This window comes from Bifidobacterium indicum (assembly GCF_036987015.1).
GTDB classification, from domain to species: Bacteria; Actinomycetota; Actinomycetes; order Actinomycetales; family Bifidobacteriaceae; genus Bombiscardovia; species Bombiscardovia indica.
The window spans coordinates 1,397,338-1,411,183 of sequence record NZ_BTXM01000001.1 but is presented as its reverse complement, the minus strand read 5'-3'; the positions used below and the strand labels follow the sequence as shown (position 1 = coordinate 1,411,183).

Below are 13,846 nucleotides of genomic sequence, written 5' to 3'. Positions count from 1 at the left end.
AGGGTAGAATTGATTGCCATCGCAAGGTGGCGGTCATGGAGGTGACGTGATGTCGACTAGCGGCAAGGGCAGTGAGGAACCGCGGACGGAACGTATCAAACCCGAGGGTCTCAAGGACAGGCAGCTGCCTGACCGTATTGAGATTCCCTTTATTCGCGGCGAGATGGTGCATCTGCGGCCTGCGGTCATCTCCGATCTGACCGCCATGGACCAGTTGCAGGCATTCTACAATTCGACGGGCATCACCGGCAAGGGTCCTCAGGCCGAGCGTGCCGTCGTCAACGCCTGGGTCCGCAGGTCGGTGGCCTGGTCCAAGGGACTGGCCCCCAAGGAGTCCGGCGTGGGAGACCCCGAGTCCCGGCGCACCCTGGCCTGGGCCATGATGACCGATGCGGACCATGATCTGGATGGTTCGCCTGATGCCGACAAGACCGGCGGGGTCATCGGCATGATCTTCCTGATCGACGTGGACGGCTGGTCCTGTTCGGCCCGGATCCAGGTGGTGCTGGGCAAGGACTACCGGGGCCGCGGATACTCCCGTGATGCCATGCCCAGGGTCATGACCTATGGGTATGCGGCCGCGCCCACGGGTCTGGGGCTTCATCGCATATGGGTGGCGGTTCCAGAGAAGAACACCCGGTCCATCTCCGTTTACCAATCCTTGGGCTTCATGGTTTCGGGCACCTCCCGCGACGCCCTCTGGGACATCGAGAACGGCAAGTATCAGGACCAGATCGTCATGGATGCCCTGGCCGACGAATACGACCCGATCCAGTCCCTGAACGCATTCGGCATGCACGTCATCGACGAGAATCCGGGAGTGGCCCAGTCCCTGATAGCCCACGGATACACCACCGAGGATGGAAGGCGGATGACCGCCTCCGAGGCGCAGCGGTATGCATCCCAGGTCAGGGCAGGCCTGGTGGGGGATGTGACCGGCCAGGGAGACCCGGCCGGGGATGACCTCTCGTCTGCCGATGCCGAGTCGGGCAGCGCCTCCCCAGCCCAGGCGGAACAGGCTGCAGAAACCTCGGGTCCCGGGGAGTCGGCACCCACCCAAGCGGTAGGCAACCCCAACGCCCAGGCAGGGGTCCAGCCTGGTGCTGACGAGTCCGAAGCAGACAAGGGCGAAGCGGATCATTCCGAAGCGGGCGAGGGGCACGACTCCTCCGATTGGGCCTATGGGTCCTCAAAGGCCAAGGGGTCCAAGCAGGCCTGGTGGCGAAATCTCGGTCACGGTCGTGACCGTTCCAATGGGGGTGGCCGATGAGCGCCGAGGATCTCGACAACTACGAAACCGATGCCGAGTTGGCCCTGTACCGGGAGTACCGCGACGTCATCAAGCTCTTCACCTACGTGGTCGAGACCGAGCGGCGCTTCTACCTGGCCAACAAGGTCGACTTCAATGTGCGCTCGGCCGGCCAGGATGTCTACTTCGACGTCCGTCTGACCGATGCGTGGGTCTGGGATGTCTACCGGTCCAGCCGGTTCGTCAAGAATGTGCGTATCGTCACCTTCAAGGATGTCAATGTTGAGGAGGTTCAGAAGACCGACATTGATATTCCCGACTCCCTCTCCTGAGCCCGAACCCTTTGTCCCGCACCGGATCAAAGGTACATGCCCATGGAAAAGGGCGGGGGTTGGGCATCTGGCAGGTGCATGGTGCCCCTCCCGGAGCGTCTCGGTCCGTCCCTGCGAGGTGATTCGCATGTTCTCCCCGGATGTGCGGGGAGTCCCATAATGGCTAGAAATCGTGTGGGAAGTCGATATTCACCCCTCGGTTCGGGTGCCTTGGTTAGAGTGAACATGATTTGTACGGTTTTCAGGAGGTTGGCATGGCGCGCAAGCAGTCCGTGGTTATCGTCGGCGGTGGTCCTGCGGGGCTGACCGCTGCGTGGGAGCTGGTCAAGGACGGTGGGGACGACAAGTACGACGTCACGGTCCTGGAGGCCACGGATACCTTCGGCGGTATCTCGCGCACGGTCAGGCACAACGGGAACCGCATGGACATCGGCGGCCACCGCTTTTTCTCCAAGGACGACCGGATCATGGACTGGTGGAAGGAGGTCCTCCCCCTCCAGGGCGCACCCTCCTACGATGACAAGAAGCTGGGGCGTCACCACGACCTGGAGCCGGGCGGGCCCGACCCCGAGCAGACCGACAGGGTCATGCTCAAGCGTCACCGCGTCTCGAGGATCTACTGGAACCATCATTTTCTGGACTACCCCATCTCACTGTCCACCAAGACCCTCCGGGCCATGGGCTTCAAGCTGACCATGCAGGCCGGTTTCAGCTACCTGAAAACCCTGGTCCACAAGCTGCCCGAAGACAACCTGGAGAACTTCTACATCAACCGCTTCGGTCGCAAGCTCTACTCCATGTTCTTCGAGGGATACACCGAGAAGCTCTGGGGCCGCCACCCGCGCGAGATCAGCGCCGACTGGGGTGCCCAGCGGGTCAAGGGCCTGAGCATCATGGGGGTCCTCAAGAACGCCTTCCAGAAGCTTCTGCCCAGGAAACGTGACTCCCGCGAGGTCGAGACCAGCCTGATCGAGGAATTCTGGTACCCCAAGCTGGGCCCCGGTCAACTCTGGGAGACCGTGGAACGCCGCAACGTCGAGCATGGCGTCCATGTCATCACCGAGGCCGAGGTGGTTGGGCTGAACCAGGAGGACGGACACATCTCCTCCGTGGTCTACCGTAACGCCGACGGCCGTGAGGTGACCCTCCGGGCCGACCAGGTCATCTCATCCATGCCCATCAGGGACCTGGTCCGGGCCATCGCCCATGAGGACACCTCCACCGACAAGGAGATGGTCCGCGTCGCCGACGGTCTGCCCTACCGCGATTTCGTCACGGTCGGTCTGCTTATCCGTCACCTGCGCATCCGTAACACCACGAAGATGAAGACCCTGGGCAACCCTCCCATCGTGCCGGATTGCTGGATTTACGTGCAGGACCCGGGCTACAAGATGGGCCGTATACAGATCTTCAACAACTGGAGCCCCTACATGGTCAAGAAGGTGGACGACACCGTCTGGATCGGCCTCGAGTACTTCTGCGAGGAGGGTGACGAGTTCTGGAACATGAGCGATGAGGAGACCACCGATTTCGCCATCAGGGAGCTGACACGAATGGGTATCATCAACGGTCCCACCGACGTGATGGATTCCCACCGCGAACGTGTGATCAAGGCCTACCCGGCCTACTTCGACACTTACACCCAGATGCCCGAACTGGTCAAATGGCTGGATTCCTTTGGCAATCTCTACTGTGTGGGGCGCAACGGTCAGCACCACTACAACAACCAGGACCACTCCATGGCCACCTCCATGGAGGCAGTCAAGAACATCAGGTCCGGCAGGACCGACAAGACCAACGTCTGGAATGTCAACACCGAGCAGTCATACCACGAACAGAAGTAACCGCCCGGGGAACCTCCAGGGGGTAATCCAGGAGTTGGGAGAGGACGGCCACGGTCTCCGTGAGGAGGGCCGTGTGCGTTTCGTACTTCTCTGAGGGATCGAGTGCCGCCTTCCCGTTGCTGATGACCGATGCCGTTACGTTGGCGAGCAGCCAGGCCAGAGTGGTGGTGTCGATTGCATCGGTCAGTCTGGTCCGGGGCAGGTCGCCCTGCTCCAACCAGCGGTCCAGGGCATGGGTGAGGTGGGTGATGATCATCGACAGGAACCCGTTGACCAGGTTCAGGTTGGTGCCCAGGTAGTTGTACCAGTTCTCCTTCTCGGCGAATATCTCGTACAGTTTCCGTATCACATCAACGAGCGGTACGGCAATCCCGTCCAGGGCTTCCTGCACATCAAGGGAGGGGTTGTCCAGGACGGTGATGACCTCCCGGGCATTGCGGTCGAAGTATGAGGTCAGGCAGGCGTTGACCAGGTCGTCCTTGGATTCGAAGTAGTAGTAGAAGACGCTCATTCCGACGCCCCTGCCGTCGTTCATGGCCCCGATTACATCGCGCAGGGATGTATTTGCCGCACCCTGTCGTTCGAAGACCTGCAAGGCGGTATCCACGAACTCCTGCCGTCGATCCTCGCGCATGGTTTTTCTCTCGCTCACAATGGCTAGTCTACGGCCTTATGACACGCTGGGGCTGTGCTTGCGGGAATCCGGGCCTCGTTGTATTCTTATATTCAGTTCGGCTTGCTGAGTCAGCGTCGGGCTTTCATGAGCGGTTTACCCGCATATTCTCAAGCTATTTGCCTGGTTTTAGGCATGGCGTAGGAAAGGCATTACAACAGTGGCAACAAGCCAAGATATACATTCTATGAGACTGCCTGAGCTCAAGGAACTGGCCAGGCAGTTGGGCTTACGCGGCATTTCCACCATGCGTAAGCCGGTCCTGATCGAGACCATAGAAGCCGCCCGATCCGGCGGTCAGGCCCCGGCAGGCGTCACCGTCCGGACTCCGGAGTCCGCGGTTCCGGCCAAGCAGGACGCCCCCAAGTCCGAAACGGAAGCGTCTTCCAGGCGTAGGGTCCAGGGTGGTTCCGACGAGGAGACCGGCAAGAAGGGGTCCGGGCCCGTCGCATCACGGCAGAAGAAGACCTCCGACAAGCAGGACGAGAAGAAGGTCGGTGATCTCTTCGACGTTCTGGGCATCGATGAGAATGCCGCCGTCCACAAGGATGGCCATGGCGCTCGTGAGGGAAGATTCCCCCACTCCGTGGCTGACGAGGAGGACGTGGTCATCTCCCGTCGCCGCCACCGTTCCTCGGATTCCCCGCGTGGCAACCGGACCAACCGTTCCCGGAACGAGCGTGGGCATGAGCAGGAACCTGAACACAACGAGGAACATGACAACGGGAACGTGCGTAACCTGGATGACATCCTGGCCGCCCTGCCCTCCCGCAATGACCACGCGCGCAGGCGTTCCTACGATGAGGGCCGTGATGAGGGCCGGGACTTCCGGCACAACCCCTCCGAGCGCCGCAACCGCAATGACCGGCACAACAACCGCAACAACCGGCGCAATGCGCGTGACTTCGAACCCCGTGAAGAGCGCCGTGAGAACTTCAAGCCCGAGGACATGGTCCCCGTGGCCGGTATCATCGACGTACTGGACTCCTACGCCTTTGTGCGGACCTCCGGCTACCTGCCCGGCCCCAACGACGTCTATGTCTCCATGGGTCAGGTCAAGAAGTACGGCCTGCGCAAGGGCGACGCCGTGCATGGTTCCATCCGACCCCCACGTGAGGGCGACCATCGCAACCAGCGGCAGAAGTTCGTCCCCCTCCAGTCCATCGACACCATCAACGGTATGAGCGTCGAGGAAGCCGGTGACCGGCCCCACTTCAGCAAGCTGACCCCTCTCTACCCGCAGGAGCGCATGCGGATGGAGACCCAGCCCAAGAACATCACCGGCCGTCTGATCGATATCGTGGCCCCGATCGGCAAGGGCCAGCGTGGCCTGATCGTCTCGCCCCCCAAGGCCGGCAAGACCCTGACCCTGCAGTCCATCGCCAACTCCATCAGCGCCAATAACCCCGAGGTCCATCTGATGGTGGTCCTGGTGGACGAGCGCCCCGAGGAGGTCACCGACATGGAGCGCACGGTCCAGGGCGAGGTCATCTCCTCGACCTTCGACCGCCCCGCCACAGACCATACCACGGTCGCGGAGCTGGCCATAGAGCGCGCCAAGCGTCTGGTGGAGCTGGGCCAGGATGTGGTGGTCCTCCTGGATTCCATGACCCGTCTGGCCCGCGCATACAATATCGCGGCCCCGGCCTCCGGACGGATCCTGTCCGGAGGCGTGGATGCCCAGGCCCTCTACCCGCCCAAGCGCTTCTTCGGCGCCGCCCGCAACATCGAGAACGGCGGCTCCCTGACCATCATCTCCTCGGCCCTGGTGGAGACCGGGTCCAAGATGGATGAGGTCATCTTCGAGGAGTTCAAGGGCACCGGCAACATGGAGCTCAGACTGACCCGCGACCTGGCCGACAAGAGGCTCTTCCCGGCCATCGACATCAACGCCTCCGGCACCCGCCGAGAGGAGTTGATCACCGCCCCGGAAGAGCTGGCCGTGGTCTACCGGCTGCGTCGTCTCCTGGGTGGCATGGAGACCGAACAGGCCTATCAGACCCTGGTGCCCCGCCTGAAGAAGACGGCCACCAACCGTGACTTCCTGGCCGCCATCAACCAATCCATGCTGAACCAGAAGTAATATGCGGGCCCGGTTGGGCTGATCCTTTCCGCCCCCGCCGGTTTCTGCCGTCCTTGTCCATGCACCAGGCATGGGCGAGGACGGTTCTTGTATGAGGGCCTGTACCCGCCCCGCCGGTCGGATAGACTGGGGCATATGAGTGAATCCGAATCAGAAACGACGATCCATGACCAGGTGAAGTCCGAGAATCAGGTGGTTGCCGATTGCGCCGGGGAGGTCGAGGAACTCAGGGACGGCATCGATGATATCGATGCGGCGGTCGTTCACATTCTCGCCGAGAGGTTCCGGGTGACCGGCAGGATCGGAAGGCTCAAGGCCAGGGCCGGTTTTGGGGCGGCCGATTCACGCCGTGAGACCCAACAGGTCGCCCGCCTGAGGGGTCTGGCCAAGGAGAGTGGTCTTGACCCGGACCTGGCCGAGGCCTATCTCCATCTGGTGGCCGATGCCGCCAAGAGGCTTCATCTGCGCGCCGGTGCCGAAGAACACTGACCTTGTTCTTTCCTGGTTTCAGGGGCTTCATATGAGTGCGGGGTTGGCCGATAAGAAATCCTTACCGGCCAACCCCGCACCCTAATCAATCATGTGCCGGGAAGATGCCTACTTCCCGGGCTTCTTTGCCGGCGGCTCGCCCAGCTGGCTGGCAATCACGTGCAGACCGGTGTCCTCCTCGGTGGCTTCGGCCCTTGGGGTCTCCTCGACAAGGGTCAGGTCGCCGGTCACACGCCCGGCCTCGGCCACATCGTCCAGGGCGGACCTGACGGCTTCCTTCCCTTCGGGGGCCACTGCCAGGGAGACCGAGAGAATGGGTGTCTTCATGGAGACCTTGGCCTCTGACTTGATGCGGCGCAGGGCGGCCAGGGCCGTGCCGGCCCAGGTCAGCAGGCTCGGGTCCTGGCCCTGGGCCGCCTGGCTGAAGGCATCGGGAAGGGGCCAGGAAGCCCGATGTACGGATCCCTCGCCCTGGTGCATCCACTGCCAGACCTCCTCGGTGGCGAAGGGGAGGAAGGGGGCCAGGAGACGGTCCAGGGCCTCCAGAACCAGACCCAGGGTGGTCCTGGCGCTGAGCACCTGGCCCCGGTCGGGTGTCCTCCCCGTCGCATCCGCAGTGCCATAGGCGCGGTTCTTCGACAGTTCGATGTAGTTGTCGCAGAAGTCCCAGAAGAAGGATTCCACGGTCTCCAGGGCCTTGGAGTGCTCATAGGACTCCAAGGCCTGGGTGGCCTGGTCGATCACCCGGGCCAGGCCGGCCAGGACCGCACGGTCCAGGGGCACGGTCACATCGGCCGGGTCCCAGGTGGTCCTGGCTGAATCCGCCACATGGTGGTTCTCGTCCTCCCGGCCGATGGCCAGGGCGAACTTGGTGGCGTTGAGGAGCTTGACGGCCAGGCGGCGGCCGATCTTCATCTGCCCCTCGTCGTAGGTGGCGTCCAGGCCCAGCCGGGCCGAGGAGGCCCAGTAGCGCACGGCATCGGCACCATACTTCCTGATGGGTTCATCCGGGACCACGACGTTCCCCTTGGACTTGCTCATCTTCTTGTGGTCCGGATCCAGGATCCATCCCGACAGGGTGGTGTTGCTCCAGGGCAGGCATCCGTTCTCCAGGTGGGCACGGTCGATGGAGCTGAAGAGCCAGGTACGGATGATGTCCTGGCCCTGGGGACGCAGGTCCATGGGGAAGGTGGCCTTGAAGAGGGCCTGGTCCTCCTCGCCGGGCTCGGCCCAGTGGGTCACGATCTGGGGGGTCAGGGAGCTGGTGGCCCAGGTGTCCATGATGTCCTTCTCGGCCGTGAAGCCGTTGGGCTGGTCACGCTGGGATTCCTCAAAACCCTCGGGCACATCGGTGCTGGGGTCGATGGGGAGCCTGTCCTCCGCAGGGGTGATGGGGTGGGCGTAGTCGGTCTCGCCCTCCTCGGTCACCGGGTACCAGAGGGGGAAGGGAACGCCGAAGAAACGCTGACGGGAGATCAGCCAGTCGCCGTTCAGTCCCTCCACCCAGTTCTTGTAGCGGACCCGCATGAAGTCGGGGTGGAAGTCGAGTTCCCTGCCCCGCTCCAGGAGCTCCTGGTTGAGCTTCCTGTCGGTACCTCCGTTGCACAGGTACCACTGGCGGGAGGTGACGATCTCCAGGGGCTTGTCGCCCTTTTCGTAGAAGTTGGTCATGCGCTTGGTGGGCTTTGGCTCGCCGTCCAGGTCGCCGACCTCCCTCAGGGCGTCCACGACGATCTTCCGTGCGGAGAAGGTGGTCTTCCCCTCGGTCTGCTCGAAGATCTCCCTGCCGCCCTGGTCGGTGATCCAGTCCGGTACCGACATGATGATCCGGCCGTTGCGCTGGATGATGGGCCGGGTGGGGAGCTTCAGGTCACGCCACCACTGGACGTCGGTCACGTCGCCGAAGGTACAGCACATGGCGATGCCGGCGCCTTTGTCCATCTCTGCGGCCGGATGGGCCAGGATGGGGACCTCGACCTTGAAGAGGGGGGAGTAGACCTTCTGACCGAAGTACTTCTGGTAGCGTTCGTCGTCCGGGTGGGCGATCAGGGCGCCGCAGGCGGCCAGGAGCTCGGGTCTGGTCGTTTCGATGTAGATGGGGGTGCCGTCCTGGAACCGGAAGGCCACCCGGTGGTAGAAGCCGTCGTACTCGCGTGACTCCAGCTCGGCCTGGGCCACGGCGGTCTGGAAGGTCACGTCCCAGAGTCCTGGCGCTTCCTGCTGGTAGGCTTCGCCCCTGGCCAGGTTGCGTAGGAAGGCCTTCTGGGCCACCCGGCGGGGGTGGTCACCGATGGTGTGGTAGGTCTGCGACCAGTCGATCGAGAGCCCCAGGGAGCGCCAGAGCCGTTCGAAGAGTTTCTCGTCCTCGGCGGTCAGTTCCTCGCAGAGCTCGATGAAGTTCTGCCGGGAGACCGGTACCTGGTCCTTGGCGCTGATCTTCTTCCCGTCCGTGCCGTGGAAAGGCGGTTTGAAGTCTGGATCATACTTCAGGGATGTATCGACCCGTACCCCGTAGTAGTTCTGGACCCTGCGCTCGGTCGGCAGGCCGTTGTCGTCCCAACCCATGGGGTAGAAGACGTCGTAGCCCTGCATGCGCTTGAAGCGGGCGATGACGTCGGTGTGGGTGTATGAGAAGACATGCCCCACATGCAGGTGGCCCGACACCGTGGGCGGGGGGGTGTCGATGGAGTAAACGGACCTGCGGTCACGGGTGTTGCGGAAGTGGTAGACCCCGGACCGTTCCCAGTCCTGGCACCATTTTTCCTCCAGGCCGTCCACACCCACCCTGTCGGGCAGGGGGGCCAGGCTGGCGTTGACGATTCCTTGGTTTTCAGCAGACATACCAGCATTTTATGGACGAACAATGACAAGGCCCCTGACCGCGGCGGGCGGGTCAGTCCTTGACCTCCAGGTTCCACAGGGGCAGGTACTGGTCGACCATGGTCCGGGGCATCCCCTGGAGTTTGGAGGAGGTCAGGACCTGTGGGGTGCGGGCATAGAGCCAGTCGCTGGGGGAGAGGTCGCTGACCTGGCGGGCGTAGCCACCCAGACGGCTTGCGTACTGGTCCTGGCTGGTGGAGCCGATCACCTGGATCCAGGCATCCTGGACCTCGCGGTTGTCGAAGAGCATGGTGGCGTTGGGGTCCGCGAACTGGCCGATCTGGTCGTTGTTCATGGTCAGGAGGGTCATGTCGTAGTCGTGGCGGCCCAGCACCTGGTCGCGGAAGGTTGAGCGGTCCACCATGGTGACCTTGCTGGGGATGCCCACCTCCTTGAGCTGGGAGGCGATCAGGTCGCCGATCCGCTTTCCGTAAGTGTCCTGGTAGACCAGGCGCAGCCCGCCCCGGTAATAGGGCTGGGCATAGTAGGAGGCGAACCGGGAGGCCTTGTCCGTGTCGTGGGGGAAGGCCTGCAGTCCCGCATCGAAGCCCGGGCTCATCTCGTTCAGGGGGCCGCCCAGGGGCTTGGCTCCGCCCGCCTCCAGGTCGGCCAGGCTCTGTCTGTCCAAGGCGTAGCGGACGGCCTCGCGCACGTGCTGGTCGGAGAGGAGGGATCCGGAGCTGTTGTTGAAGGCCAGGACCAGGTTGCTCTGGCTGGGGCCGTTGAGGAGCTTGACCCCTTTTCCCGTCTTGGTCTTCCCTTCCTTGGATGCGGCCTCCTTGGCGGGGGTGGCATCGGCCGGGGGCAGATCGACGATGGCGTCGAGGTTCCCCTCCTGCACCTGCTTGACGGCACTCGCATCCCGGGACCTGTCGTAGGTCAGGACCACGGTGTCGGTCTTGGCCTTGTCCGGTCCTTGATAGTGTTCGTTCCTGGCCAGGGTCAGGGAGATGCCCGGCTGCCAGTCCTTGACCCTGTAAGGTCCCGAACCGGCTGATTCGGTGGAGTAGTCCACCTGGGCGTGACGGTCATACACGATGCCCGCCCGACCGGTCAGGGCAGTCAGGAGATGGGCGTCGGGTCTGTTCAGTCCGATGGACAGGGTGGTGGGTGCAGGGTTGTTGACCCTGGACAGGTTGGTCAGCCACTCGTGCCCTGCGTACTGCTTCTCGACAATCTGCTGGAGGGACCAGAGGGCATCCGAGGAGTCCAGGGCACGTCCGTCCGAAAAACGGGCGTCGGTGCGGATGTGGAAGGTGTAGATGAGTCCGTCTGCGGAGACGTCCCAGCTCTGGGCCAGACCGGGTGCCGGGTTTCCCTGTGGGTCCGGTGCGAGCAGGGTCTGATACACGTTCCCCATGAGGGCCTGGTCGGCAGGCGAGCCCTCTTCGGTGCGGATATCAAGGGACTGCGGGGCCTCTCGGGCGGCTATGCGAATGGTATCGCCGGATCTGAGACCACTCAGGCGGGGGCTGCCCTGACCTGTGATCAGGGGCCAGGCCAGGTAGACGCCGGTGGTCAGCACCACCAGCACCAGGATGAAGATGATGCCGGCCCTGATGTCCTTGCCTGTATGCTCTGCCATGCACTCGATTCTAACGGGGTGGCGGGTCAGGCCAGGATTTCAGCACTCGGGCAGGTCGTGGCCAGGGGGCAGTTCAGACAGTCCGGCTTACGGGCATGGCAGGTCTGTCTCCCGTGGAAGATCAGTCTGTGGGAGAGGTTGGTCCAATCCTCGGGTGGGAAGCAGTCGCAGATTTCGTGCTCGATCCTGACCGGGTCCGGGTGGGTACTGCGCCAGTCCGTCCGCCAGCGCAGACGTCCGGTGACACGGATCACATGGGTGTCTACCGGAAAGCCGGGGATCTTGAAGGCATTGCCCAGGACCACGTTGGCCGTCTTCCTGCCCACCCCGGGCAATTGGGTGAGTTCCTCCATGGTCTCGGGCACCTCGCCATGGAAGTCATCCACCAGCATCCGTGACAGCCCCACCAGGTGTTCCGCCTTGGCGTGATGGAAGCCCACGGAGTGGATTATGTCCTCGATATCAAGGGGGTTGGCCCCGCCCAAGGCTGCCGGGTCGGGGTAGCGGCCGAAGAGTTCCGGGGTGACCGAGTTGACCCGTTTGTCGGTGGTCTGGGCGCTGAGGACCGTCGCCACCAGGAGCTCGAAGGGGTTGTGGAAGTGCAGGGCGCAATAGGCCTCCGGATATACCTGGCGGAGAATCTCGTACTCGGCATGCATTCTGGTCAGACGCTCGGTCTTGGATTCTCTTCCACCGGCCCGCTTCCTGCCGGTGCCGCTTTGGTGGGTGTCTCCCTTGCCGGGGTCTTTCCTGCGGGTTTCGCTCCTACTGGTCACTGTCGCCCGGCTTCTTATCCCGCGGCTTGCCCCTCTGGGGTTTCAGGGGCTTGGGCTCCGGCACCTGCCCTTTCCGATCTGATGACTGCGACTGGTCCTGGGGTTGTTCCCTGTCCTGCGCCTGTGTCTGGCTCCTGCCGGTCTTTGCCGATTCAGGCGGGTCGAACCGGTAGCCCACATTCCGCACGGTCCCGATCAGGTGCTCGTATTCGCCGCCCAGCTTGGCCCTCAGGCGGCGGATGTGCACGTCGACGGTCCGGGTGCCACCGTAGTAGTCATAGCCCCAAACCTCCTGGAGAAGCTGGGCCCTGGTGAAGACCCTGCCCGGGTGCTGGACCAGGTACTTGAGCAGCTCGAACTCCTTGTAGGCCAGGTCGATGGGGTTGCCATGGACCCGGGCCGTATAGCTTTCGGTGTCCACCACAAGGTCGCCGGAGCGGACCCTGCCGGTGGGCACCTGGTCATCAGTGGTCTGCTGATGCTGGCTGGTCTGGGGCTGGGAGGTGTCGCGCTGGCGGACCAGGCGCAGACGGGCCTCCACCTCGGCAGGCGAGGCGGTCTGGACCACCACATCGGCCACCCCCCACTGGGCGTTGACCACGGTGAACCCGCCCTCGCTCAGGACCAGGATGATCGGGGTCGACAGACCCGAGGCGCGAATCAGGCTGCAGATGGTCTTGGCGCTGGCCAGATCGTCGCTGGCATCGATAAAAAGGACCGTGTCCTCGGGCATCTTGACCAGGGAGGCGGCATCCAGGGGAAGGACCCTGACGCGATGCGAAAGGAGGGCCAATGCCGGAAGAACGGTTGCCGGATCACTGGCAAAAGTCATCAGCGTCAGATCGGTCATGCCCCCACCCTCCTTCGTTGCCTGTCGTCCACTCTATGCGAACAAGATGAACAATTGCCATCATTGTACAATCAGGCTTATCGCCGGTCTCGTCATTCGATATATGGTATTCCGCCCGGCTGTCACCCCCGGGAGGGGACTGGCATAGGATTGACGGTGATGACCGGCCTAACGAAACCTGCCGAATCCGGCGGACAGGAGGATGTGTAGTGGATGCTGTCAAGCGGACCGGGGGCAAGGCCCCCATTCCTGCCCAGCTGCTGACCCTCGCCCTGCTGGTTCTGCCGGCCCTGGTGACCTGGGTGCTTGGATCTCCCTCCACGGCCAGGATTATGCAGATACTCCTGGTGGTGATTGCCCTTCTTGCCTTGCTCGCCTGCTGGCCCTTTGCCGGACCTGGCATTCCCACCGACCCGGATAGGGGCATCTGTGCCTTGCTGGGTCTGATATCGATGGCCCTCATCTTCCTTCTGCCAAGGTCCGTCGGCCTGGATGTGTCCAGGGGGGATGGGGCCGACCTGGATGCCGTCTGGCCCCTGACCAGGCTCTGGCTGGAGTCCTCGGCCGTCCTGCTGACCATCCTGGCCGTGGTCATGTTCGCCCGGCAGATGGCACGGAAGAATCGTCGGATGGTGATTCGAGGCATCTCCGCCACGGCCCTGTCCGGTCTGGCGGTGGTCTGCGCCTCGGGTTGGGTCTTCCTTCCGGCCTTCTGCTCCCTCTTCGCCAGGGCGGCTGCTTCTGCCCCCCTGCCTGCAATACTGACCCTGGTGGTGGGTCTGGTCCTCTTGGTCGGTTTGGTCCTTGCCGGTTGGCAGTGGGGGCGGGATCTGGCTGGCGGTCTAGTCGATGAGTCCGGTAAGGCCGGCAGGTCCGGTCGCACGGACCAGGACACTTCCTCCGCCTATCAGGTTGGATCATCAGACCGCACTGGTGGCCCTGCCTGGTTCGGAATGGCCCTGGTGCCGGTCATGCTCTCCGGTGCCTTGGTGATGCTGTCCATTACGGCGCTGCACTTCCTGGTCTGACCTCGGTTCAGCCTGCAGGTTGATTCCTGTCGGTCGGACTGCTTCAGGCCCTCAAGC

General features: G+C 63.2%; 11 protein-coding genes. 6 read left to right on the top strand and 5 right to left on the bottom strand.

The annotated features are described in order from the left end of the window. Nucleotides 1–163 precede the first annotated feature (163 nt). From AACP59_RS06170 to AACP59_RS06160, 3 genes are all read left to right on the top strand, one after another. Complete coding sequence (locus AACP59_RS06170; protein ID WP_370465989.1) at nucleotides 164–1,270, top strand: GNAT family N-acetyltransferase; 1,107 nt, start codon at nucleotides 164–166, stop codon at nucleotides 1,268–1,270. Continuing rightward, nucleotides 1,267–1,581, top strand: coding sequence for a DUF2469 domain-containing protein (locus tag AACP59_RS06165; RefSeq protein ID WP_297315998.1), 315 nt, complete (start codon nucleotides 1,267–1,269; stop codon nucleotides 1,579–1,581). Before AACP59_RS06170 ends, AACP59_RS06165 begins: the two co-directional genes overlap by 4 nt. Nucleotides 1,582–1,835: 254 nt before the next feature. Then, on the top strand, nucleotides 1,836–3,425 hold the full coding sequence (locus AACP59_RS06160) for an NAD(P)/FAD-dependent oxidoreductase (RefSeq protein WP_297315997.1): 1,590 nt from the start codon (nucleotides 1,836–1,838) through the stop codon (nucleotides 3,423–3,425). On the opposite strand, the gene AACP59_RS06155 is transcribed toward AACP59_RS06160, so the two are convergent. Next, the gene (locus AACP59_RS06155; RefSeq protein ID WP_297315996.1) at nucleotides 3,391–4,077 is read right to left on the bottom strand and encodes a TetR/AcrR family transcriptional regulator; all 687 of its coding nucleotides are present in this window, start codon (nucleotides 4,075–4,077) and stop codon (nucleotides 3,391–3,393) included. The two genes, AACP59_RS06160 and AACP59_RS06155, sit on opposite strands and share 35 nt — an antisense overlap. Before the next feature lie 181 nt (nucleotides 4,078–4,258). Between AACP59_RS06155 and rho the strand changes: the two genes are divergently transcribed. Beyond that, a complete protein-coding gene (gene rho / locus AACP59_RS06150; protein ID WP_297315995.1) occupies nucleotides 4,259–6,181 on the top strand; it encodes a transcription termination factor Rho in 1,923 nt (640 codons plus the stop codon). A gap of 135 nt (nucleotides 6,182–6,316) precedes the next feature. Next, nucleotides 6,317–6,670: a chorismate mutase gene (locus AACP59_RS06145; RefSeq protein ID WP_297315994.1), complete on the top strand. Its 354-nt coding sequence runs from the start codon at nucleotides 6,317–6,319 to the stop codon at nucleotides 6,668–6,670. Between the two features lie 108 nt (nucleotides 6,671–6,778). Here the strand turns inward: AACP59_RS06145 and valS are convergent, their stop codons facing one another. From valS to AACP59_RS06125, 4 genes are all read right to left on the bottom strand, one after another. Then, nucleotides 6,779–9,511, bottom strand: coding sequence for a valine--tRNA ligase (gene valS / locus AACP59_RS06140; RefSeq protein WP_339350317.1), 2,733 nt, complete (start codon nucleotides 9,509–9,511; stop codon nucleotides 6,779–6,781). 52 nt (nucleotides 9,512–9,563) lie between these two features. Further along, nucleotides 9,564–11,135 (bottom strand): ABC transporter substrate-binding protein, encoded by a 1,572-nt coding sequence (locus AACP59_RS06135; RefSeq protein ID WP_297315992.1) that lies wholly within the window; start codon nucleotides 11,133–11,135, stop codon nucleotides 9,564–9,566. A 26-nt stretch (nucleotides 11,136–11,161) separates the two neighbouring features. Continuing rightward, complete coding sequence (gene nth / locus AACP59_RS06130) at nucleotides 11,162–11,794, bottom strand: endonuclease III (RefSeq protein ID WP_339350425.1); 633 nt, start codon at nucleotides 11,792–11,794, stop codon at nucleotides 11,162–11,164. Nucleotides 11,795–11,900: 106 nt separating this feature from the next. Then, on the bottom strand, nucleotides 11,901–12,761 hold the full coding sequence (locus AACP59_RS06125; RefSeq protein WP_297315991.1) for a winged helix-turn-helix transcriptional regulator: 861 nt from the start codon (nucleotides 12,759–12,761) through the stop codon (nucleotides 11,901–11,903). A 209-nt stretch (nucleotides 12,762–12,970) separates the two neighbouring features. Here AACP59_RS06125 and AACP59_RS06120 point away from each other — a divergent pair, with 209 nt between their 5' ends. Next, nucleotides 12,971–13,789, top strand: a complete 819-nt coding sequence (locus tag AACP59_RS06120; protein ID WP_297315990.1) for a hypothetical protein — start codon at nucleotides 12,971–12,973, stop codon at nucleotides 13,787–13,789. The last annotated feature ends 57 nt before the right edge of the window (nucleotides 13,790–13,846 follow it).